Raw genomic sequence first — 19,737 nt, forward strand, 5'->3', positions numbered from 1 at the left:
GGTGAGCTGGATACACAGGTGTATCCAATACATAGATGTATCGTAAGGTGATCCGGCATCGCGATTCTGTGTGCCGGGTGTGAACACGAGGCGAATCGCACCGGGAGGGAACGCATGGCGGCAACGGCCACGCGCAGCCGTGAGAACACGAGGGCGCGCCTGCTCGACGCGGCGGCGCAGGTGTTCGCCGAGGTGGGCCTGGAGGGGGCGTCGGTCGAGGCGGTCTGCGAGCGCGCGGGCTTCACGCGCGGCGCGTTCTACTCCAACTTCGACTCCAAGGACGAGCTGTTCCTCATGCTCGCCGCGCGGGTGGCCGATGCCCGCGTGGCCGCCGTGCGCACGCGCGTCGAGCAGATGCGCGCAGAGGGCGAGCTCGGCGACGGGTGCGACCCGACCGACCTCGTGCAGCAGATCATGGAGCTCGGCAGCGACGACCGGCTCGGCGTGATGCTCATGAGCGAGATCCGCATCCGCGCGCTGCGCGATCCCGCGTTCGGTGAGGCCTATCTGGCGCAGGAGCGCGAGATGGTCGGCAGCATCGCCCGGATCGTGGAGGACATCGTCGAGGCCGGGTCGCTGCGGCTGCGCCTGCCCGCGACCGACGCCGCGCGCATGCTCATGATCATCTGGGAGGGCATGACCGTGCGCGGAGCGATGGCCGGCCGCGACGACGCCGAGCTGCGCCACTCCGGCGGCGAGGAGCTCGGTCGCCTCGTGGAACTGCTCGTCGAGTCCTAGCCCGGGTTCCGCGTCGCGAGCTCGTGGTGGCAGCGGGCCAGGCGGGCCAGCCACCACTCGCGCCGCTCGTCCGCCGCGGCCAGGCGCGTGAGTGCATCCGCGTCCGGGGTGACGCGTCCGACCGGGATCGCGCCGTCGACCGGGCGGAGGTCGGCCACGTCGTCGAGGAACAGCGAGCCCGTGCCGAGGCCGCAGTCGAAGCCGAGTGAGGGCAGCGCGGCCGCCAGTGCGGCGCCCTGTGACAGACCGACCGCGGTGTCGAGCGCGCTGGACACGACCGCCGGGAGTCCCGCGGCCGTCACGATCTGCAGCGCGTGGGTGACGCCTCCCAGCGGCTGCGCCTTGATCACGACGATGTCCGCGGCCCCGGCGCGGGCGACGGCGAGGGGGTCGTCCGACTTGCGGATGCTCTCGTCGGCGGCCACCGGGATGCCCATGTACTTCACGCGGGTGCGCAGTTCGGCCAGCTCGGGCACGGTCGCGCACGGCTGCTCGATGTACTCCAGGTCGTACTCCGCCAGGGCGTGCACCGCGTGCTCGGCCTCGTCCACGTTCCACAGCCCGTTGGCGTCGATGCGGACGCGCCCCTCCGGTCCCATGGCCTCGCGGACGGCGCGGACCCGGGCGACGTCATCGGCCAGCAGCTGTCCCGGCTCGGCGACCTTGACCTTCGCGGTGCGGCACCCGGGAAAGCGGCCGAGCACCTCCGGCACGCGGCCGGGCTCGACCGCGGGCACCGTCGCGTTCACGCCGATGCGATCGCGCACGGGGGCCGGTTGCGCGCGCCAGGCGTAGTCGATCGCGGCGGCGAGCCACGTCGCGGCCTCGGCGTCGTCGTACTCCACGAACGGCGAGAACTCGGCCCACCCCTCCGGCCCCTCGAACAGCAGCGCCTCGCGGGTGTCGACGCCGCGGAACCGGGTGTGCATCGTGAGGGCGACGACCCTGGCCGTGTCGAGCAGTTCTGCGAGCGGAGGGATCATACCCTCATTCTGCGCCACGGGCCGCGCGGCGACGGATCCACGCGCCGACGACCCGGAGCGTATGCCGCACGAACACGTGCCATTGACAATGGTGTGTGACGCACAGTAATGTGGTCGCCATGAACGAGACGCTCGACACGCACCTGCAGGAACTGCGCCGCGGCACCGTGGTGCTGGCCTGCCTGCAGCTGCTGCGCACGGCGGGCTACGGCTACGGGCTGCTGGAAGAGCTCGAGCGCCGCGGCTTCGCGACCGACGCGAACACGCTGTACCCGCTTCTCCGCCGGCTGGAGAAGCAGGAGTACCTGACGAGCGAGTGGAACACCGACGAGGCACGGCCGCGCAAGTTCTACCGCACCTCGGAGGCCGGCATGCGCCTGGCCGACACCCTCACCGACGAATGGCGCGCGCTCACCGCCGCGATCGCCTCCCTCACCACCGAGGAGAACTGACATGACCGCCACTCTCACCGAGCGCTACATCAGCGCGACGATCCGCAGTCTGCCGCCCGAGACGCAGGGCGACGTGCGTGCCGAGCTCGAGGCGTCCATCGCCGACGCCGTCGAGGCCCGCATCGACCTGGGGGAGGACCCGCAGGAGGCCGAGCGCGCCGCGCTGACGGCGCTGGGGGATCCCGGAGCCCTCGCCGCGGGATACGCCGACCGCCCGCTGCACCTGATCGGCCCGCGGTACTACCTCGCCTGGTGGCGGCTGCTGAAGCTGCTGCTGATGATCGTGCCGGTCTGCGCGCTCGGCGGCGTGGCGCTCGGACAGACGATCGCGGGAGCCCCTGTCGGCGAGGTGATCTCCAGCGCCGTCCTGGCCACCGGGGGCACCATCCTGCACGTCTGCTTCTGGACCACGCTCGTGTTCGTCATCCTGGAACGGTCGGGCACCGACGCCGGGATGAAGTGGGACGTCGACCAGCTGCCCGAGGCGTCGGACGACGGCGTCGGCCGCAACGAGCTGATCGCCTCGCTCGTGTTCCTCGGGCTCGCGGTGGGCGCCCTGCTCTGGGATCGGTTCCGCGGCTTCGTGGTGGTCGACGGCGAGGCACTGCCCATCCTCGACCCCGGTCTGTGGCCGTGGGGGATCGGTGTGCTGTTCCTCCTCATCGTCGCCGAGGCCGTGTTCGCGATCGTCGTCTACCGTCGCCGCGGGTGGAGCACCGCGCTCGCCGTGGTGAACACGGTCCTCGCCGTGGCCTTCCTCGCCTGGACCCTGACCCTGCTCCTCACCGGCGACCTGGTGAACCCGGACTTCCTCGCGCACATCGTCGCGGCGGGCGGCGACGGATTCGCCGCCGGTGACGCCGAGGCCGCCGACGAGGGCGGGATCTTCCGCATCCTCGCCGTGCTGCTCGGATTCGGCATCGCACTGGGCGTCGGCTGGGACATCGTCGACGGCTGGCGCAAGGCTCGCCGGCGCTGACCCACGGAGTGCGCCCACCCGGACCGGGTGGGTGCACTCCGCGTCGCTCGGAGGCGGGGAATAGGCTGGGAGACGTGACCGATGCCTTCGTCTCCGACCTGTTCGACCCGTCCGAATGGGTGCTCGCGCCCGGCGCCGAGGACTACACCGACATCACCGCGCACGTGTCGCGCGACGGCGGTGTCGCCCGCATCGCGTTCGACCGGCCCGAGGTGCGCAACGCGTTCCGGCCGCACACGGTCGACGAGCTGTATCGCGCCCTCGACATCGCCCGGCAGGACGCCCGCATCGGCGCGGTGCTCCTCACCGGCAACGGCCCGAGCCCGAAGGACGGCGGCTGGGCGTTCTGCTCCGGCGGTGACCAGCGCATCCGCGGCCGCGATGGCTACAAGTACTCCGACTCCGAGACCGCCCTGGTCGACGGGCAGTCGCGCGCGGCCGTCGGGCGCCTGCACATCCTGGAGGTGCAGCGCCTGATCCGCTTCATGCCGAAGGTGGTCATCGCGGTCGTGCCCGGATGGGCGGCCGGCGGAGGACACTCGCTGCACGTCGTGTGCGACCTCACGATCGCGTCGGCCGAAGAGGCGCGGTTCAAGCAGACCGACGCCGACGTGGGGAGCTTCGACGCCGGCTACGGCTCCGCGTACATGGCGCGCCAGACCGGGCAGAAGTTCGCGCGCGAGGTGTTCTTCCTCGCCGAGGAGTACTCCGCGCAGCGGGCGTACGAGGCGGGCGCTGTGAACCGTGTGGTGCCGCACGCCGAGCTGGAGCGCGAGGCGCTGAAGATGGCGCGCACCGTGCTCACCAAGTCGCCCACCGCGATCCGCATGCTGAAGTTCGCGTTCAATGCGGTCGACGACGGGCTGGTGGGCCAGCAGGTGTTCGCGGGAGAGGCCACCCGTCTCGCCTATGGCACCGACGAGGCGGTCGAGGGTCGCGACTCGTTCCTGGAGAAGCGCGCGCCCGACTGGTCCTCCTTCCCCTGGCACTACTGACCGAGCACATCCCGGAGGCACGCATGACCGCCCTGATCCCGACCGATGCGGAAGACACGGGACAGCTGCGGGACGCACTCCAGCGGGCGCTCGACGGCGGCCCGGCGCTCGGCTTCGGCATGCTGGGCGGCGCCCCGGAGCACGTGGCGGACGGCATAGCGGCGGTCATCGCGACCTCGGGGTCGAGCGGCATCCCCAAGCGCGTGGCCCTGAGCGCGGAGGCGCTGCGGGCGAGCGCCGAGGCCACGGCCGCGCGCATCGGCGAGGGGCGGTGGCTGCTCGCGCTCCCGGCCGGTTACGTCGCCGGACTCCAGGTCATGGTGCGCTCGCTCCTCGCCGGGACGGAGCCGCGGCAGATCGAGGGACGCTTCTCCCCGGTGTCGTTTGCCGAGGCGACGCTGGCCATGCTGCGCCCGGCGGGTGCGGCGGGTGTTCCCGAGCTGTACACCTCGCTCGTGCCCGCCCAGATCGCCACGCTGCTCGACGCGGCGGAGGACACCGCCGTGCGCGCCGCACTGCAGGCGTACCGGGCGATCCTCGTGGGCGGGCAGGCGCTGCCGGAGCCGCTCAGGGAGCGCGCGGGCGACCTTGGCGTGCGGATCGTGCGCACCTACGGCTCGACCGAGACCAGCGGCGGCTGCGTGTACGACGGCGTGCCGCTCGACACGGTCGCGGTGCGGGTGGTCGACGGCGAGTTGCGCATCGCCGGACCCATGCTCGCGGAGGGCTACCTGGGCGACGGCTCGCTCACGGCTCGCACCTTCCTGCACGACGAGCACGGCATCCGGTGGTACCGCACGGGCGACCTCGGCCTCGTGGAGGACGGGGTCGTGCGGGTGCACGGCCGGGCGGACAACGTGATCGTGTCGGGCGGGATCAACATCTCGCTGGACAGGGTGGAGGGCATCGTGCGGCGCGTGCCGGGGCTGCACGAGGCGGTGGTGGTGCCGGTGCCGGACGAGCGCTGGGGTGAGGCGTCGGTGATCGTCGCGCCGCGGGGCGAGGTGCTGCGGCGCAGCGAGGCGGAACAGCTGGGGCAGGCGCGCGAGGCGGTGGCGGCCGAGATCGGCGCGCACGCCCGTCCCTCGCGTCTCGTCCTGGTCGACGAGCTCGCGGTGCTGTCGTCGGGGAAGCCCGACCGCGAGGCGATCCGCCGGTCGGTCGCGGAACTGCACTGAGGCGTCGCCCGCCCGCGGTCCTGCCAGACTGGGGCGCATGGCCACGTACACGCACGGACACCACGAATCCGTCCTCCGCTCGCACAACGTGCGCGACATCGCCAACTCGGCCGCGTACCTCCGCCCGCACCTCACCGCGCAGACGCGACTGCTCGACGTCGGGGCGGGTCCCGGCAGCATCACGGTCGACTTCGCCGGGGCGGTCGCACACGTCACCGCGACCGAGATCGACGAGTCGGCGCTGTCGCTCTCGCGCGACCTGGCGGCGCAGCGCGGCCTCGACAACCTCTCCTTCTCGGTGGAGGACGTGCACGCGCTGAGCTTCGCCGACGACACGTTCGACGTGGTGCACGCGCATCAGGTGCTGCAGCACGTGGCCGATCCGGTGCAGGCGCTGCGGGAGATGCGGCGTGTGACCGTGCCGGGCGGCCTCGTCGCCGCGCGCGATGCCGACTACGCGGGCTTCCTGTGGTTCCCGGTGCTGCCGGAGCTCGACCGGTGGCTCGACCTCTACCGCCGGGCCGCGCGTGCGAACGGGGGCGAGCCGGACGCGGGGCGGCGGCTCCTGGCGTGGGCCCGCGCGGCGGGCTTCCGCGAGGTCACCGCGACCGCGTCCACGTGGTGCTACGCGACCCCGGAGGAGCGCGACTGGTGGGGCGGCATGTGGGCCGACCGCATCCTGGAGTCCGCCCTCGCCCGGCAGCTCGTGGACGAGGGCCTGGCGACCCCGGCCGACCTGCGCGACATCAGCGAGGCGTGGCGGCGGTGGGCGGGCGACGGCGACGGCTGGTTCCTCGTGCCGCACGGCGAGATCCTCGCGCGGGCGTGAGCGGCGGATACATCGGCAGACGGATGTCTCGCCCGGCGTGCTCGCGTAGCGTGGGGGAGTGATCCGGCCGCTCTCCCGCACGGCGCTCATCCTCGACATCGTCGGGGCGGTGCTGCTGTTCGTCATCTTCACTCCGATGTCGGTGGTGTTCTACGCGCCGCCGGTCACCGGAGAGCCGGTCGCGGGCGCCGCGGTGGCGGCGGTCGTCGTCGCCGGGCTCCTGATGTTCGGCGCGGTGGCGATCGGCCGGCTGTCTCCCGGGCTGGCGCTCGTGGGCGCCTGGGCCGGCGCGATCGTCCAGATGCTCGCCGGCTTCGGGCCGCTGCCGATCGACCTCGCGATCCTGCTGGTGCTGTACGCCACGTCGGCCTGGGGGTCGCGCCGCGTGCTGTGGTGGGGCCTCGGCTCGGTGATCGTCGGCGGCGTGATCGCGGCGCTCTACATGGTGTTCGTCAGTGGGGTCGCGTTCGGCACCGGCACCGGGTGGGAGCTCGTGACGGGCGGCACGCTGCTGCTCGCGGCATCCATCATGGCCCTCGGCTTCGCGTGGGTGTGCGGTCTGCTGTGGCGCGTGGTGCTGCGGTCGCGGCGCACCAGGGCGGCGCAGTTGCAGGCCGAGGCGCTCGCGGCGGAGGAGCAGGAGCGCGTGCGCATCGCCCGCGACATGCACGACATCGTGGCGCACTCGCTCGCGGTCGTGATCGCGCAGGCCGACGGGGCCCGGTACGCCGCGGCCGTGAAGCCCGAGATGGCGACCGAGGCCCTCGGCACGATCGCCCAGACGGCCCGCGGTGCGTTGAGCGACGTGCGGATGCTGCTCACCCAGCTGCGGCACCGCCAGGGCGACGGTCCGCAGCCCACCCTCGCGGATCTGGAGACGCTGTTCGCGCAGGTGCGCCAGGCGGGTATCGAGCCGCGCGTCACGGTCGACCCGATGCCGCCGGGGGAGCCGCCGGGGGCGATCCAGCTCGCGGTCTACCGCATCCTGCAGGAGGCCCTGACGAACGCGATCCGGCACGGCGACGGGGCGGTGGACGTGCACCTGGCCTGGCTCCCCGACCGCGTGGACATCCAGGTGCGCAACACGGTGGCGGCCGACGCCCCGCCGTCCGCACCGGGTGGGCACGGACTGATCGGGATGCGGGAGCGCGCGCAGCTGGTCGGCGGTAGTCTGCACACCGAGCGCCGTGGTGCGCAGTTCGTCGTCCAGAGCAGCCTGCCGATCGGAGCCTCCCAGTGATCAGAGTCGTGCTCGTCGACGACCAGGCCCTGTTCCGCGCCGGGATCCGCATGCTGGTGGCCTCGCAGCCCGACCTCGAGGTCGTGGGGGAGGCGGGCGACGGCAGGGAGGCGCTCGCGGTGGTCGCCACGACGCGGCCCGACGTGGTGCTGATGGACATCCGGATGCCGGTGATGGACGGCCTGACCGCGACCGCGGAGATCCTCGCCCGGCCGGAGCCTCCGCGGATCGTGATGCTCACCACGTTCGACCTCGACGAGGCCGCGGCCCGCGCGATCCGGCAGGGCGCGAGCGGCTTCCTCCTCAAAGACGCCGATCCGGAGTTCCTGCTCGCGGCGATCCGCACGGTGCACGCGGGGTCCAGCGTGATCGCGGCGTCGGCGACCCGCGAGCTGTTCGCGCACTTCGCCGAGGCGCCCCGCCCCGTCCCGCCGCAGTACGGCGAGCTGACCGAGCGCGAGCGGGAGATCTTCGCGCTCGCCGCGCGGGGTCTGTCGAACGCGGAGATCGCGGCGCGGGAGTTCCTGAGCGAGGCGACCGTGAAGACGCACATCAGCCGGATCCTCACGAAGCTGGCGCTGCGCGACCGCGTGCAGCTGGTGGTGTTCGCTTTCGAGCACGGTCTGGCCTGAGCGCGACCGCGTCCTCCGCGAGATCATCCTTCCGATGTATCGGGATGCTCCCGATGGCCGACGCGGTGCCCTGGACGGCGGAAATAGCGTCGAGGACATGGAGATCACGACCAGCGACCTCGGGCTCGCCGCCCGCGTCCAGCACCTGAAGAAGACCTACGGCTCCGGTGAGGGCACGGTCCACGCGCTCGACGACGTGAGCGTCGGCATCCGCCGCGGCCAGTTCACCGCGATCATGGGGCCGTCCGGCTCCGGCAAGTCCACGCTCATGCACATCATGGCCGGGCTCGACAGCCCCACCGAGGGCCGGGCGTGGATCGGCGACACCGAGATCACGGGGCTGAGCGACCTCGACCTCACGCTGCTCCGGCGCCGCCGCGTCGGCTTCATCTTCCAGGCGTTCAACCTGGTGCCCACGCTCGACGCCCTCGGCAACATCCTGCTGCCGTTCGAGCTCGACGGTCGCCGGCCGAGCGCGATCGAGCGGGCCCGCATCGACGGCCTCATCGACACCCTCGGTCTCGGGCCGCGCCTCGCGCACCGTCCCCACCAGCTGTCGGGCGGCCAGCAGCAGCGGGTCGCGATCGCCAGGGCGCTCGCCACGGCCCCCGACCTCGTGTTCGCCGACGAGCCCACCGGCAACCTCGACTCGAAGACCGGCCGGGAGGTGCTGCGCCTGCTCGCCTCCGCGAGCCGCGAGCACGGCCAGTCCATCGCGATGGTCACGCACGACGCGATCGCCGCGAGCCATGCCGACCGGGTGCTGTACCTGGGCGACGGCCGCATCGTCGCCGACCACCCCCGCCAGACCGCCGAGCAGATCTCCGCGTACATGCTGGCCGCCGAGGTGACGGCATGACCGCCGTCGCGACCGTCGTCCCGGAGACCAGGGCGACCGGTCCTCGCCTGGGCTGGCTGCGCGACCGCGGCATGGGTGCGAGCATCCTGGTCGCGGCGCTGTCCGCCGCCTTCGGCGTCTTCCTCGTCGAGATCACCGCCTACATCGGCGCGGTGCTCCAGTCCGACCCGTTCATCGGCGACAGCGGCACCCTCGCCGTCGTCGTCGCGATTCTCTCGGTGCTGCTCACGGCGGTGGCCATGTACGTCGCCGCGATCGTCACGGCCAACACGTTCTCGACCATCATCGCCGGCCGCACCCGTCAGATCGCCCTGCTGCGCCTGATCGGTGCCACGGCGCGCTCGCAGCGCGGACAGGTCGGACGACAGGGACTCATGGTGGGTCTGCTCGGTGCCGCCATCGGGCTCCTCGCCGGTCTCGCGCTCTCCGCGGCGGCCGTCGAGATCGGGGGACGGTTCGTCGCCAACGCCCCGACGGACTTCACGCTCGCGCAGCCCGCGCTCGCACTCCCGGCGATCGGCGTCGCGCTCACGACGTGGGCGGCCGCGTGGGTGGGGTCGCGCCGCGTGCTCGCTGTCACGCCGTTGCAGGCGCTCGGCGGAGCGGTCGAGCGCACGCACGATGAGGTCTCGGGCCGGACGGGGCGCCACGTGGGGGCGTGGGTGCTGCTGATCTCGGGTGCCGCGCTGCTCGCCGGCGGCGTGATCCTCGGGCTCGTGACCCCGCTCGGCGTGGTCGTGGCGTTCTTCGGCGGCATCCTGTCGTTCACCGGGCTCGCGCTCGGGTCGGTGCTGTTCATGCCGCCCGTGCTGCGGCTCGTCGGTCGGCTGTTCGGATCGAGCGCGACCGCACGGCTCGCGGCCGAGAACGCCCTCCGCTACCCGGAGCGCTCGTCGCGCATGGCGATCGGCGTCGTGATGGGCGTGACCCTCGTGACCATGTTCGCCGTGGCTCTCGAGTCCGCGAAGCGCCTCATGATGAGCCAGACCACCGAGGAGATCCCGCCGGAGTTCTTCGCGCCGTTCGACGCCTTCGCGGCCATCATGATGGTGCTCGTGGCGGTGTCGGCGGTGATCGCCGCGGTCGGCCTGGTCAACCTGCTCACGATCGGGGTCGTGCAGCGTCGGCGTGAGCTGGGGCTGCTGCGGTCGATCGGCCTCTCCAACGGACAGGTGCGCCGCTTGGTGCTGCTGGAGGCGACGCACATCACGGTCGCCGCGACCCTCACCGGGCTCGTGCTCGGCGTGGCCTACGGCTGGATCGCGGCGCAGTCGCTGCTCGGCTCGGTGCCCACGCTGCCGGAGTTCACCCCGGCCGGCCTCGTCGCCCCGCAGGTGCCGTGGCTGCCGGTCGTGATCATCGTCGCGGCGACCGCGGTCCTCACGCTCGTGGCGGCCGCGACGCCCACGCGCCTCGCGACGCGCGTGGCACCGGTCGAGGCGCTCGCCGCGGACTGACGCCCCTAGGCTGGACGGGTGCCGTCGCCGTTCGATCAGTCCACGTATCAGGTCCGCCTCGACTGGGGGGTCGCCGGGCTCCGGCGGCTCGCGCCGTCCGACGTGATCGTGGTGGTCGACGTGCTGCGGTTCTCGTCCGTCGTGGCGGAGGCTGTCGCGGAGGGCGCCGAGGTCCCGCTGGCCGGAGCGCTCGAGTGGTCGCGCAACGGGGCGGCGGTGGCGGCCGCTGCTCCGGCCGAGGCCACGGTGCTGCTCGGCTCGCTGCGCAACGCCCGGGCCGTGGCCGCAGCGGTGCAGGCGGAGCAGGAGCGTCGTCAGGGCCGCACCTCGGTCGCGATCATCCCGGCGGGAGAGCTCGACGAGGCAGGGGAGCTGCGCTTCGCCGCGGAGGACCTGCTGGGGGCCGGAGCGATCGCGGCGGCGCTCACCGACCGCGGCATCGACCACACGGCACCCGATGCGGCCGTCGCCGCCGAGGGTTTCCGGGCGCTGCGGCGGGCGCTGCGGCACCTGGTGGGGGCCACCGGCTCCGCGCGCGAGCTCGCGGCGGGGGTCGCGGCCACGGAGCGCCTGACCGCTGCGGGGCTCACCCCCCTCGCCCCCGTCGAGGCTGCGGCACTGGATGCGATCGACGCGGTGCCGGTGCTGCGCGATGGGCGGTTCGTCCGCCACACCTGAGCGCGCGGTGCCACCGGTCACACGGCGGACCGCCGCGCCGACGAGCCGATGACGGTGGCGCGGCGTAGGGTCGGGGCATGAGATACCTCCCCGCTCTCATCGTCGACGCCGTGCTCGTCCTGGTCTTCGCCGCGATCGGGCGGGCATCCCATCAAGAAGACCCGGCCGGGTTCCTCCTCACCGCCTGGCCCTTCCTGGTCGCGCTGCTGGTCGGGTACGCGGTGGCGCTGCTGCTCCCGGCACGACCGCGGCGACCGTGGTCGCTGGCGTGGGGTGCCGTCGTGTGGGTCGTCACGGTCGCGGGCGGCATGCTGCTGCGAGTGCTGAGCGGCGACACGGCCGAGGTGCCCTTCATCGTTGTCGCGTCGATCGTGCTGGGGCTGTTCCTGGTGGGCTGGCGGGGGCTCGCGGCGCTGGTGCGGCGCCTGCGCGCGTCGTCCGACCGGGGCTCGGCCTCCGCGCCGCAGACCCGCCCGTCGGCGGCGGCGTTCCCCGCGGCCGTGCCGGAACCGGGTGCGGCGGCCACGCGTGCCCCGGAGGCGTCGGCGGCGGACGATCCCGCCGAGGCGCCGGAGTCGCGCGACCCCGATCCCGCCTGAGCCGGCTCGCGGCGGACGGCGACTGCGCGGAGCCGCGGGCGTCGTCAGCGCGGCAGCTGCGCCGCGAGTCGGGCGTCCGTGGTGATCTCGCGGCGTGTCCAGGCGAAGAGGTGCCGGGAGTCGAACGTGCGCGAGCACCGGGCGCACGAGGTGGCCCGCGTCGGGCGGCGGTGGCGATAGGTCACGTGCCCCGCGGGGCAGTGCCCCACCCACGGCGCCAGCTCGACCGCGGTCTCGCCGTGGTGGGTGGTGCCGCCGACGTAGCCGAGGTCGGCGGCGACGCGTTTCCACGCGGGGCCGTGCGCCGCCGCGTGACCCGCGAGCGCATGGGCCACCTCGTGCAGCAGGACCTGGTGGATCTCGTCGTCCTCGAAGCGGGCGGCGAGGTAGCGCGATACCGTGATGCGCTTGTTCGTGTAGTCGCACTGCCCGGCACGGCGCTTGGCATGGTCGAAGTCGAACGTCCAGCTGTCGTCGAGGTGCAGCCGGATCAGTGCCTCGCCCCAGACGCGCACTCGGGTCAGTTCCGCCATGGGCTCAGGGTAATCCACGGCGGGGACATCGGGGTGCTTCGGCTCAGCCCGCGATGAGCTGCGACGGTCGGTGCCGTTCGGCGGCCTCGATCGCCAGCAGCACGGTCTCCAGCTCGCTGTCGGCCGCGCCCGACTCGCGCCGCAGGAACAGCGACTGCTTGAAGCTCTCCCGCGCGGTGTCGAAGTCGCCGGCCTCGTAGGCGTTCTTGCCGTGGTGCTGGTAGGCGAACGCGGCGATCGACAGCCAGCGCTGCCCCTCGGCCTCGGAGGCGCACGTGGCCAGCTCCTGCTCGGCGGCCGCATGGGCGCCGCGGTACTGCAGGATCGTGGCGTGCAGCACGCGGGCGCGCAGCACGTCCCGGCGGGTTCCGGCCATCCGCGCCTGGCGCACGGTCTCCTCGGCGAGCACGAGCGCCTCGTCGAGACGGTCGAGCACCTTCAGCAGCCACACGCGCTCGAGCAGTGCGGGCAGGGAGCGCTGCTCCTCGATCTCGGTCAGGCGGGCAGCGCACTCGTCGAGATCGACCAGTTCGCGGAGGGTCTCCCGGTCGTAACCCCGGATCAAACTCATTGCTCTCCTTCTGATGCGTCCCCGCCGCGTCCCCGTCCAGTGTGCCTGGCGTCTGCGCGGTCTCGAAGGCGGCGCGCCCTGGTCAGCGCAGGAACAGCGATGCGTCAGGGCGGGGCGACGCGACGGCGTCCGCGTCCGTCACGACGCGAGCTCCCTGGAGGAACGCCTCCGCCTCCGCGCCCTGGGCGATCTTGGCGGGGTGGGGTCCGGCCGCGAGCAGTCGCGGCAGCCACTCGGTGGGCAGCGGCGCGGCGGATGCCGCGAGCACGAGGTTGCCGAATCGCCGTCCCTTGAGCACCTGCGTGTCGGCGAGGATGCCGAGCTCGGGCAGCACGGCGGCGATGGTCGCGGCCTGGCGCCGGGCGAACGCGAGCCCCGGTCCGTCCGCGACGTTCACCAGCAGCACGCCACCGGGGGCGAGCAGCCCGGAGAGCTCGCGGTAGAACTCGACGCTCGTGAGATGGGCGGGCGTCTGCGCGCCGGAGTACACGTCCGACACCACGAGGTCGCAGGCGTGGTGCAGTGCGGCGGGCAGGCGCCCCACACCCTCCCGTGCGTCGCCGATGCGCAGCCGGATGGCCGCGCCCTTCGGGAGGGGGAGGTGCTCCCGGACGAGCTGCACGAGCGGTGCCTCCAGCTCGATCACCTGCTGGCGCGAGCCGGGTCGCGTGGCCTCGATGTAGCGGGGGATCGTGAGCGCGCCGGCACCGAGGTGCACGGCGGTGAGCGGACCGGCGGGCAGCTGGTCGATCACGGCGCCCATCCGCACGATGTACTCGAAGTGCAGGTGGGTCGGGTCGTCGAGGTCGACGTGCGACTGCGGGGTGTCGTCGACGATGAGCTCGAAGCCGCTCGTGAACTCGGAGGGGACGATGCGGGCGATGCCGCCGTGATCGAGCCGGGTCTGCGGGTGCTCGGTGTCTCGCGCGCGCGTCCGGCCCATGCTCCGAGCCTACGCGCTGCGCCGACCGCTCAGCGCTGGTTGCCGACCGCGCACGTCTCCTGCTCGAGCGTCTGACCGGAGACGTCCGGGGGCAGGGTGGCCCGCGCGTCGGGCGTCTCGGTCGGCGCGGGGGTCGCGGCGGTGCCGTCGGTCTCGCCCGGCGCCGGTGTCACGAGCTCCACGCCGCGGCGGGTCGCCACGTCGCCGGTCAGCTGCAGCGGCTGTCCGGACTTGATGGCCGCCCACAGCTGTTCGGCCGCGGCCTCGTTGGGCACCACGCGGTCGTCGTCGTCGGGGTCGACCACGTTGGGGTACTGCACGAAGACGAAGTCGCTGAACTTCACGTCCTTCAGGGCGAGCGCGAGCTGCGCGAGCCGGAGCGGGTCGTTGAGCGATTCGCTGGGGTCGATGTTGTCGGCCACGGCGTTCGCGATGCGCAGCACCTTCGGCACATCGGTGAGCGTCTCCTCGCTGAGCACCTTCTTCGCGAGGCGCGACATGTACTGCTGCTGGTTGGAGATGCGTGCCAGGTCGCTCTCGTCGCCCACGCCGTGCCTGGTGCGGATGAACTGCAGTGCCTCGACGCCCGACACGGTGCGCATGCCCGCCGGCCAGTCGATGCCCGTGTGCCGGTCGCGGATGCCCTCTCCCGCGATGCACACCTCGACGCCGCCGATCGCGTCGGTCACGGCCATCACGCCGTCGAAGCTGATGGCGGCGGCGAACTCGATCGGGATGTCGCCGAGCGTGCTGACGGTCTTCGCGACGCACGAGAGCCCGGCGTGCTCGAACAGGGAGTTCATGCGCGCCTTCTGCATGGCCGACGCGACGGAGCCGTCGGGCCGGGTGCACTCCGGCACCTCGACGCCGAGGTCGCGGGGGAGCGAGACGACCGTGACGTTGCGGGGCTCGGCCGAGACGTGCACGAGGAGGGTGACGTCGTTGCGGCGGAGTCCGTCGGCCTCTTCGCACCGCTCCGCGAACAGCGCGGTCGCGCGCTCTCCGCACTCGTCCGTCCCGGCGATCAGGATGCTGAAGGACTTGTCGGCGGGGTAGGCGCCGATGGTGGGCGGGTCGACCTCGGGGGCTCCCTCCAGCACCACGGCGTCGTCGCCGATGCGGGCGAACAGGTCGACGATCAGGAACGTGCCGACGCCGATGACGGAGACCAGCACGACGGCGAGGGAGATGCCGAGGAGCCGGAAGACCCGTCCGGCGGTGCTGCGCGTGCGCTGCGGGGCGTGGCGGGCGATGGTCGGGCGATCGGCGTCGTGTCCGCGGCGTGGCATAGGCGCGAGCCTACCGGCGGAGCCCGATGTTACGGGGGTGTGACGATTCTGGGAGGAACTTGCAGGGAATTAGTTAGTCGTGGATACTTTTTCCTATCCCCCGGTCTGCACCCGATGCCTACCTGGACTTTTTCAAAGAGGAGATCCCTTCATGCACAAGCGCATTCTTCCGGCAGTGGCGCTCGGCGCCGCCGCCACGATCGCCCTGGCCGGCTGTGCCGGCGGCAGTGGCGACAACGGCTCGGCCGACGGTGAGGGCAAGGAGCTCACCGTCTGGATCATGAAGGGGACCAACCCCGACGCGACCGCGTTCTACGACAAGGTCTCCGAGGCCTTCGAGGAGGAGACCGGCGCGACCGTCAAGATCGAGGAGATCCAGTGGGCCGACGCCCACGACCGCTTCGTCACCTCGATCGCCGGCGGCACCACCCCCGACATCGCCGAGACCGGCACCACCTGGACCGCCGAGTTCGCCGACGCCGGCGCGCTCCTCCCGATCGACGAGTACGTCGACGGCGAGAAGGGCCTGCGCGACGACCTGGTCGAGGGCCTCTCGGTCGCGGGCACGTACGACGACGAGCTCTACGGCATGCCGTGGTACGCCGGCGTCCGCTCGATCGTCTACCGCACCGATGTCTTCGAGGAGCTCGGGCTCGAGGCTCCGAAGACGTGGGACGACATCGTCACCGCGGGCGAGGCCATCAAGGCCGCCAAGCCCGACATGCTGCCCTTCCCGGTCGCGGGCGACGCCGAGTTCCAGGTCTACCCCTGGGTCTGGGGCGCCGGCGGCGAGATCGCCACGAAGGACGGCGACACCTGGACGAGCGAGCTGGACAGCGCCGAGTCGCAGGCCGGCATCGAGTTCTACACGGGCCTGGCCACCGAGCACGGCTTCTCCTCCGCGGGTGCCACCACCTGGAAGGAGACCGACCTCCGTGACGCGTTCACGCAGGGCAACGTCGCCATGATGCTCTCCGGATCGTGGACCCCGAACGCGCTCGTCGAGGCCAACCCCGAGCTCGAGGGCAAGATCGGCGCCGCGGTCATCCCCGGCCAGGCCGGCGGCATCGCCCCGTCCGTGCTCGGCGGCTCGCACCTGTCGATCTTCAACACCACCAAGAACGCCGACCTGGCGTGGGAGTTCGTCAAGCTCATGACCACCGGCAAGTTCGCCGAGCAGTGGTCGGACGAGACCGGCTACTTCCCGGGCGTGCAGTCCGCGATGGAAGAGGCCCTCGCCTCGACCGACCCGCTCGTCGCCCCGTTCGCGGAGCAGATGGTCGACGGCGGCGCGTCCGTCCCGGTCACCCCGAACTTCGGCGCCGTGCAGGCGAAGAAGACGACCAACGCCATGATCCAGGCCATCCTCAGCGGGCAGAAGGACGTCGCGACCGCGACGAAGGACGCCGCTGCGGAGATGACCGAACTGCTCAACCAGTAAGGAACCACTCCTTCCATGTCGATGGTGCAAGCGCCACTGCCGGCCACGAAGGCGGAGTCCACCTCCGCCTCCGTGGCCGGCGGCCGGAAGAAGCGAGGACTCTCGCTCGTCACGGCCCGTCCCTGGCTTCTCCTCGCGCCCGGGCTGATCATCCTCGCGGTGCTCATGCTCTGGCCGCTCGTCCAGGTGTTCATCTACTCGCTGCAGGACTACGGACTGCGCGAGATCAACACCGGCGAGAACAACTGGATCGGCCTGGACAACTACGTCGAGGCGCTCACCAACCCGACCCTGTGGACGGTGGTGCTCCCCAACACGGTCGGCTTCGCGGCCGTCGCGGTGTTCACCACCGTCGCACTCGGGACCCTGGTCGCGCTGCTGCTCGCGCGCCTCGGCACCGTGTGGCGCACCATCGTGTCCAGCTGCATCATGGTCGCGTGGGCGATGCCCGCCGTGACCGGCACCTACGTCTGGACGTTCATCTTCGATGCCGACCGCGGCATCTTCAACTCGGTGCTCCAGGACCTCGGCCTCATCGACGGCCAGGTCAACTGGTTCACCAACCAGTGGTCGTTCTACGCGATCGTGCTGCTCAACGTCGTCCACCACGGCTTCCCGTTCGTGGCGATCACGGTCCTCGCCGGGCTCCTCGGCGTCTCGAAGGAGATGCTGGAGGCCGCGGCCCTCGACGGCGCCGGTGCGTGGCGCCGGTTCTGGAAGATCATCTTCCCCACGCTCAAGCCCGTGTTCTCGGTCGTCATCATCCTGTCGACCATCTGGGACTTCAAGGTCTTCGCGCAGGTCTACCTGATGCCCGGCGGCAGCGGCGGCAACCGCCAGGTGCTGAACCTGGGCGTGTGGTCGTACGTGGAGTCGTTCGGGCAGAACCGCTACGGCTTCGGCGCCGCACTCGCGGTGCTGCTCACCCTCGTCCTGATCGGCATCACGATCGTGTACATCCGGTCGCTCATGAAGGAGGACGAGCTGTGAACCCGCGCCCCCGGCTCCGCTCGCGCATCGGTCTCGGGATCGGCGTCGCCGCCGTCCTGATCTTCACGCTGTTCCCCGTGTACTGGATGGTCTCCAGCGCACTCGACGGCAAGGCCTCCAGCGGTGGGCAGTCGCTCCTGCCGCAGGAGTTCACGTTCGACAACTTCGCGTTCGTGCTCACCGAGGGCGGCTTCGGCACCTACCTGCGCAACTCCGCCATCGTCGCGCTCGTCACGGTGCTCGTCAGCGCGCTGGTGTGCCTGCTCGCGGCGGTCGCCGTCGCGCGCTTCCGCTTCAAGTTCCGCACCACGATCCTCATGATGATCCTCGTCGTGCAGATGGTGCCGCTCGAGGCGCTCGTGATCCCGCTGTTCCTCCAGGTGAAGAGCCTCGGCCTGCTCAACAGCATCATCGGTCTGATGGTGGTGTACGTGGCGCTGTCGCTCGCGTTCGGAATCTGGATGCTGCGCGGCTTCGTCGCCGCCGTGCCCGTCGAGCTGGAGGAGGCCGCGTACATCGACGGCGCCAGCTGGTGGCGCATGTTCCGCTCGGTGCTGCTGCCGCTCGTGATGCCGGGTCTCGTCGCGACCAGCATCTTCAGCTTCATCACCGCCTGGAACGAGTTCATCTTCGCGATGACGATCCTCGGTGCCCAGACCGACCAGTACACGGTGTCGATCGGCCTCAAGTCGTTCTTCGGCCTCTACTCCAACGACTGGGGCAGCATCATGGCCGCATCGACCATCATCACCGTGCCGGTCATGATCTTCTTCGTGATCGTGCAGCGTCGGCTCTCCGCCGGCATGGTCGCCGGGGCGGTGAAGGGATGACCGACGAGCTGGAGCGCCTGGCGAACGGCGTGCTGTGGCCGGGCTTCCTCGGTACGGAGGCGCCCGCGTGGCTTCTCGATGAGCTGCGCGATGGACTGGCCGGTGTCGTGTACTTCGGGCAGAACGTCGGAGAGGGGCTGCCGGCGCTGAGCGCCCAGATCCTCGACGCGAACCCCGCGGCGCTGATCGGCGTCGACGAGGAGGGCGGCAGCGTCACGCGCCTGGAGTCGGCCACCGGTTCCACGCTCCCCGGCGCGGCGCAGCTCGGCACGCTCGACGATCTCGTCGCCTCGGAGCGCACCGGTGCGGAGCTCGCCCGCCGCGTGCGGGCGGTGGGCGGGAACGTCGTGCTCGGCCCGGTCGCCGACGTCAACACCGATCATCGCAACCCGGTCATCGGCGTGCGGTCCTTCGGCGCGGACACGGAGCTCGTGTCGCGCCACGCGGTCGCGATGCTCGACGGCATCCAGGACGGCGGGGCGGCGGCGTGCGTGAAGCACTTCCCGGGTCACGGCGACACCCACGTCGACTCGCACCATGCGCTGCCCCGGATCGACCTCGACCTCGACGAGTACGAGCGCGAGCACCTGGAGCCGTTCCGTGCCGCGGTGGAGGCGGGCGTCGACGCCGTCATGACCGCGCACATCGTGGTTCCCGGGTGGGGCGACGCTCCGGCGACCCTCAACCCGCGCGTGCTCGGCATCCTGCGCGACTGGGGCTTCGACGGCGTGATCATCACCGACGCGCTCGACATGGCCGCGATCCGCGAGACCGTCGGGCTCGGCGGCGGCGCGGCACGTGCCCTCGCCGCCGGCGTCGACCTGCTGTGCATCGGCAATCCGACCAACCCCGGCGAGGCGGCGCTGCCCGACCAGGATCTGCGCGACTTCCGTGCTGCGCGCGACGGGATCGTGGCTGCGCTGCGCGACGGCTCGCTGTCGCGCGAGCGCGTGGAGGAGGCCGCGGGACGCGTGGCCGCCCTCGCCGCGAAGCTGCAGGCGCAGGCCGCCCGCGAGCACGCCGGGCAGCAGCCCGTGGACGGCTTCGACGCGCAGGACATCGCCCGGCGCGCGGTGACCCTCGTGGGCGCGGCGCCGGAGTCGGCCGAGGCGCTCGCGGTGATCGACGCCCGCCGTCGCTCGACCCTCGCCGTCGACAGCGCCGCGTCGTACGTGGCCAGCGCCCTCGCGGGCGACGGTGTGCGCGTCCGGCTCGATGTCGCCGCGCGTCCCGTGACGGAGCAGGACGACGTGATCGCCGAGGTCGTCGCGGCCCCGGGCACCACGGTGGTGCTGGTGGACCGGCCAGACGCGGAGCCGGCACAGCGCGCTCTCGTGGAACGCACCGCCGCCCGCGACCCGCACGCGGTCGTGGTGAACGTGGGGCTGCCCGCCCGCACCCCGCTTCCCCTGCCGACCGTCGAGGTCGGGGCGGCCAGCAGGCTCGGGGCGCAGACCGCACGGGAGGCACTCCTGGGTCGCTTCCCGCTACGGCAGAGGTCGACCACCGCCGGTTGAGACG

The 19,737-nt window shown here is 72.1% G+C and carries 21 protein-coding genes; 16 read left to right on the plus strand and 5 right to left on the minus strand.

The window, feature by feature from the left end:
• Window positions 1–114: 114 nt before the first annotated feature.
• A complete protein-coding gene (locus tag ACFV3I_RS05395; RefSeq protein WP_136029756.1) occupies window positions 115–738 on the plus strand; it encodes a TetR/AcrR family transcriptional regulator in 624 nt (207 codons plus the stop codon).
• Here ACFV3I_RS05395 and ACFV3I_RS05400 read toward each other — a convergent pair.
• Window positions 735–1,721 (minus strand): o-succinylbenzoate synthase, encoded by a 987-nt coding sequence (locus ACFV3I_RS05400; RefSeq protein ID WP_378803412.1) that lies wholly within the window; start codon window positions 1,719–1,721, stop codon window positions 735–737. The genes ACFV3I_RS05395 and ACFV3I_RS05400 overlap by 4 nt on opposite strands.
• A 119-nt stretch (window positions 1,722–1,840) precedes the next feature.
• On the opposite strand from ACFV3I_RS05400, the gene ACFV3I_RS05405 reads away from it, so the two are divergent.
• The 11 genes from ACFV3I_RS05405 (at window position 1,841) to ACFV3I_RS05455 (ending at window position 11,619) form a co-directional block, all read left to right on the plus strand.
• Window positions 1,841–2,173, plus strand: coding sequence for a PadR family transcriptional regulator (locus tag ACFV3I_RS05405; protein ID WP_136029762.1), 333 nt, complete (start codon window positions 1,841–1,843; stop codon window positions 2,171–2,173).
• A 1-nt stretch (window position 2,174) separates the two neighbouring features.
• Window positions 2,175–3,152 carry a permease prefix domain 1-containing protein gene (locus tag ACFV3I_RS05410; protein WP_247981273.1) on the plus strand — a complete coding sequence of 326 codons (978 nt, stop codon included), beginning with the start codon at window positions 2,175–2,177 and terminating at the stop codon, window positions 3,150–3,152.
• A gap of 74 nt (window positions 3,153–3,226) precedes the next feature.
• Window positions 3,227–4,147: a 1,4-dihydroxy-2-naphthoyl-CoA synthase gene (locus ACFV3I_RS05415; protein ID WP_136029765.1), complete on the plus strand. Its 921-nt coding sequence runs from the start codon at window positions 3,227–3,229 to the stop codon at window positions 4,145–4,147.
• Between the two features lie 23 nt (window positions 4,148–4,170).
• Window positions 4,171–5,325 (plus strand): AMP-binding protein, encoded by a 1,155-nt coding sequence (locus tag ACFV3I_RS05420; RefSeq protein ID WP_205814424.1) that lies wholly within the window; start codon window positions 4,171–4,173, stop codon window positions 5,323–5,325.
• A 37-nt stretch (window positions 5,326–5,362) separates the two neighbouring features.
• Entirely contained in the window at window positions 5,363–6,154 is a 792-nt protein-coding gene (locus ACFV3I_RS05425; RefSeq protein WP_247981275.1) for a class I SAM-dependent methyltransferase, read from the plus strand.
• Between the two features lie 58 nt (window positions 6,155–6,212).
• Complete coding sequence (locus ACFV3I_RS05430; RefSeq protein ID WP_136037167.1) at window positions 6,213–7,394, plus strand: sensor histidine kinase; 1,182 nt, start codon at window positions 6,213–6,215, stop codon at window positions 7,392–7,394.
• Window positions 7,391–8,026 (plus strand): response regulator transcription factor, encoded by a 636-nt coding sequence (locus ACFV3I_RS05435; protein ID WP_136029771.1) that lies wholly within the window; start codon window positions 7,391–7,393, stop codon window positions 8,024–8,026. Before ACFV3I_RS05430 ends, ACFV3I_RS05435 begins: the two co-directional genes overlap by 4 nt.
• A 97-nt stretch (window positions 8,027–8,123) precedes the next feature.
• Window positions 8,124–8,885, plus strand: coding sequence for an ABC transporter ATP-binding protein (locus ACFV3I_RS05440; RefSeq protein ID WP_247638389.1), 762 nt, complete (start codon window positions 8,124–8,126; stop codon window positions 8,883–8,885).
• Entirely contained in the window at window positions 8,882–10,342 is a 1,461-nt protein-coding gene (locus ACFV3I_RS05445; protein WP_247638390.1) for an ABC transporter permease, read from the plus strand. Before ACFV3I_RS05440 ends, ACFV3I_RS05445 begins: the two co-directional genes overlap by 4 nt.
• Before the next feature lie 18 nt (window positions 10,343–10,360).
• On the plus strand, window positions 10,361–11,020 hold the full coding sequence (locus ACFV3I_RS05450) for a 2-phosphosulfolactate phosphatase (RefSeq protein ID WP_378803413.1): 660 nt from the start codon (window positions 10,361–10,363) through the stop codon (window positions 11,018–11,020).
• Window positions 11,021–11,097: 77 nt separating this feature from the next.
• Window positions 11,098–11,619 (plus strand): DUF3054 family protein, encoded by a 522-nt coding sequence (locus ACFV3I_RS05455; RefSeq protein ID WP_378803414.1) that lies wholly within the window; start codon window positions 11,098–11,100, stop codon window positions 11,617–11,619.
• 44 nt (window positions 11,620–11,663) lie between these two features.
• Here ACFV3I_RS05455 and ACFV3I_RS05460 read toward each other — a convergent pair whose 3' ends face one another.
• The 4 genes from ACFV3I_RS05460 to ACFV3I_RS05475 all read right to left on the minus strand — a co-directional run bounded on the left by ACFV3I_RS05460 (window position 11,664) and on the right by ACFV3I_RS05475 (window position 14,955).
• The gene (locus ACFV3I_RS05460; RefSeq protein WP_136032277.1) at window positions 11,664–12,152 is read right to left on the minus strand and encodes a SprT-like domain-containing protein; all 489 of its coding nucleotides are present in this window, start codon (window positions 12,150–12,152) and stop codon (window positions 11,664–11,666) included.
• 43 nt (window positions 12,153–12,195) lie between these two features.
• Window positions 12,196–12,723 (minus strand): hypothetical protein, encoded by a 528-nt coding sequence (locus ACFV3I_RS05465; protein WP_136032279.1) that lies wholly within the window; start codon window positions 12,721–12,723, stop codon window positions 12,196–12,198.
• Between the two features lie 82 nt (window positions 12,724–12,805).
• A complete protein-coding gene (locus tag ACFV3I_RS05470; protein WP_136032281.1) occupies window positions 12,806–13,666 on the minus strand; it encodes a spermidine synthase in 861 nt (286 codons plus the stop codon).
• 29 nt (window positions 13,667–13,695) lie between these two features.
• Window positions 13,696–14,955: an LCP family protein gene (locus ACFV3I_RS05475; protein WP_136036356.1), complete on the minus strand. Its 1,260-nt coding sequence runs from the start codon at window positions 14,953–14,955 to the stop codon at window positions 13,696–13,698.
• 151 nt (window positions 14,956–15,106) lie between these two features.
• On the opposite strand from ACFV3I_RS05475, the gene ACFV3I_RS05480 reads away from it, so the two are divergent.
• From ACFV3I_RS05480 to ACFV3I_RS05495, 4 genes are read left to right on the plus strand one after another with little or no spacing between them, the layout of a single operon-like run.
• Entirely contained in the window at window positions 15,107–16,396 is a 1,290-nt protein-coding gene (locus ACFV3I_RS05480; RefSeq protein WP_378822500.1) for a sugar ABC transporter substrate-binding protein, read from the plus strand.
• A gap of 15 nt (window positions 16,397–16,411) precedes the next feature.
• Window positions 16,412–17,386 (plus strand): carbohydrate ABC transporter permease, encoded by a 975-nt coding sequence (locus tag ACFV3I_RS05485; RefSeq protein ID WP_136032289.1) that lies wholly within the window; start codon window positions 16,412–16,414, stop codon window positions 17,384–17,386.
• Window positions 17,383–18,216 (plus strand): carbohydrate ABC transporter permease, encoded by an 834-nt coding sequence (locus ACFV3I_RS05490; RefSeq protein WP_136032291.1) that lies wholly within the window; start codon window positions 17,383–17,385, stop codon window positions 18,214–18,216. The genes ACFV3I_RS05485 and ACFV3I_RS05490 overlap by 4 nt, the downstream gene beginning before the upstream one ends.
• Complete coding sequence (locus tag ACFV3I_RS05495) at window positions 18,213–19,733, plus strand: glycoside hydrolase family 3 protein (protein ID WP_206251719.1); 1,521 nt, start codon at window positions 18,213–18,215, stop codon at window positions 19,731–19,733. The genes ACFV3I_RS05490 and ACFV3I_RS05495 overlap by 4 nt, the downstream gene beginning before the upstream one ends.
• Window positions 19,734–19,737: the final 4 nt, after the last annotated feature.

Source organism: Microbacterium sp. NPDC059771, assembly GCF_042732495.1.
Lineage (GTDB): Bacteria > Actinomycetota > Actinomycetes > Actinomycetales > Microbacteriaceae > Microbacterium > Microbacterium sufflavum.

Bases quoted from the DNA above. Each gene is read 5' to 3' on its own strand.
- ACFV3I_RS05440 (WP_247638389.1), top strand. From the start codon at position 8,124: ATGGAGATCACGACCAGCGACCTCGGGCTCGCCGCCCGCGTCCAGCAC.
- ACFV3I_RS05485 (WP_136032289.1), top strand. From the start codon at position 16,412: ATGTCGATGGTGCAAGCGCCACTGCCGGCCACGAAGGCGGAGTCCACC.
- ACFV3I_RS05405 (WP_136029762.1), top strand. From the start codon at position 1,841: ATGAACGAGACGCTCGACACGCACCTGCAGGAACTGCGCCGCGGCACC.
- ACFV3I_RS05460 (WP_136032277.1), bottom strand. From the start codon at position 12,152: ATGGCGGAACTGACCCGAGTGCGCGTCTGGGGCGAGGCACTGATCCGG.
- ACFV3I_RS05400 (WP_378803412.1), bottom strand. From the start codon at position 1,721: ATGATCCCTCCGCTCGCAGAACTGCTCGACACGGCCAGGGTCGTCGCC.
- ACFV3I_RS05465 (WP_136032279.1), bottom strand. From the start codon at position 12,723: ATGAGTTTGATCCGGGGTTACGACCGGGAGACCCTCCGCGAACTGGTC.
- ACFV3I_RS05420 (WP_205814424.1), top strand. From the start codon at position 4,171: ATGACCGCCCTGATCCCGACCGATGCGGAAGACACGGGACAGCTGCGG.
- ACFV3I_RS05425 (WP_247981275.1), top strand. From the start codon at position 5,363: ATGGCCACGTACACGCACGGACACCACGAATCCGTCCTCCGCTCGCAC.
- ACFV3I_RS05410 (WP_247981273.1), top strand. From the start codon at position 2,175: ATGACCGCCACTCTCACCGAGCGCTACATCAGCGCGACGATCCGCAGT.
- ACFV3I_RS05480 (WP_378822500.1), top strand. From the start codon at position 15,107: ATGCACAAGCGCATTCTTCCGGCAGTGGCGCTCGGCGCCGCCGCCACG.
- ACFV3I_RS05395 (WP_136029756.1), top strand. From the start codon at position 115: ATGGCGGCAACGGCCACGCGCAGCCGTGAGAACACGAGGGCGCGCCTG.
- ACFV3I_RS05445 (WP_247638390.1), top strand. From the start codon at position 8,882: ATGACCGCCGTCGCGACCGTCGTCCCGGAGACCAGGGCGACCGGTCCT.
- ACFV3I_RS05455 (WP_378803414.1), top strand. From the start codon at position 11,098: ATGAGATACCTCCCCGCTCTCATCGTCGACGCCGTGCTCGTCCTGGTC.
- ACFV3I_RS05495 (WP_206251719.1), top strand. From the start codon at position 18,213: ATGACCGACGAGCTGGAGCGCCTGGCGAACGGCGTGCTGTGGCCGGGC.
- ACFV3I_RS05475 (WP_136036356.1), bottom strand. From the start codon at position 14,955: ATGCCACGCCGCGGACACGACGCCGATCGCCCGACCATCGCCCGCCAC.
- ACFV3I_RS05470 (WP_136032281.1), bottom strand. From the start codon at position 13,666: ATGGGCCGGACGCGCGCGCGAGACACCGAGCACCCGCAGACCCGGCTC.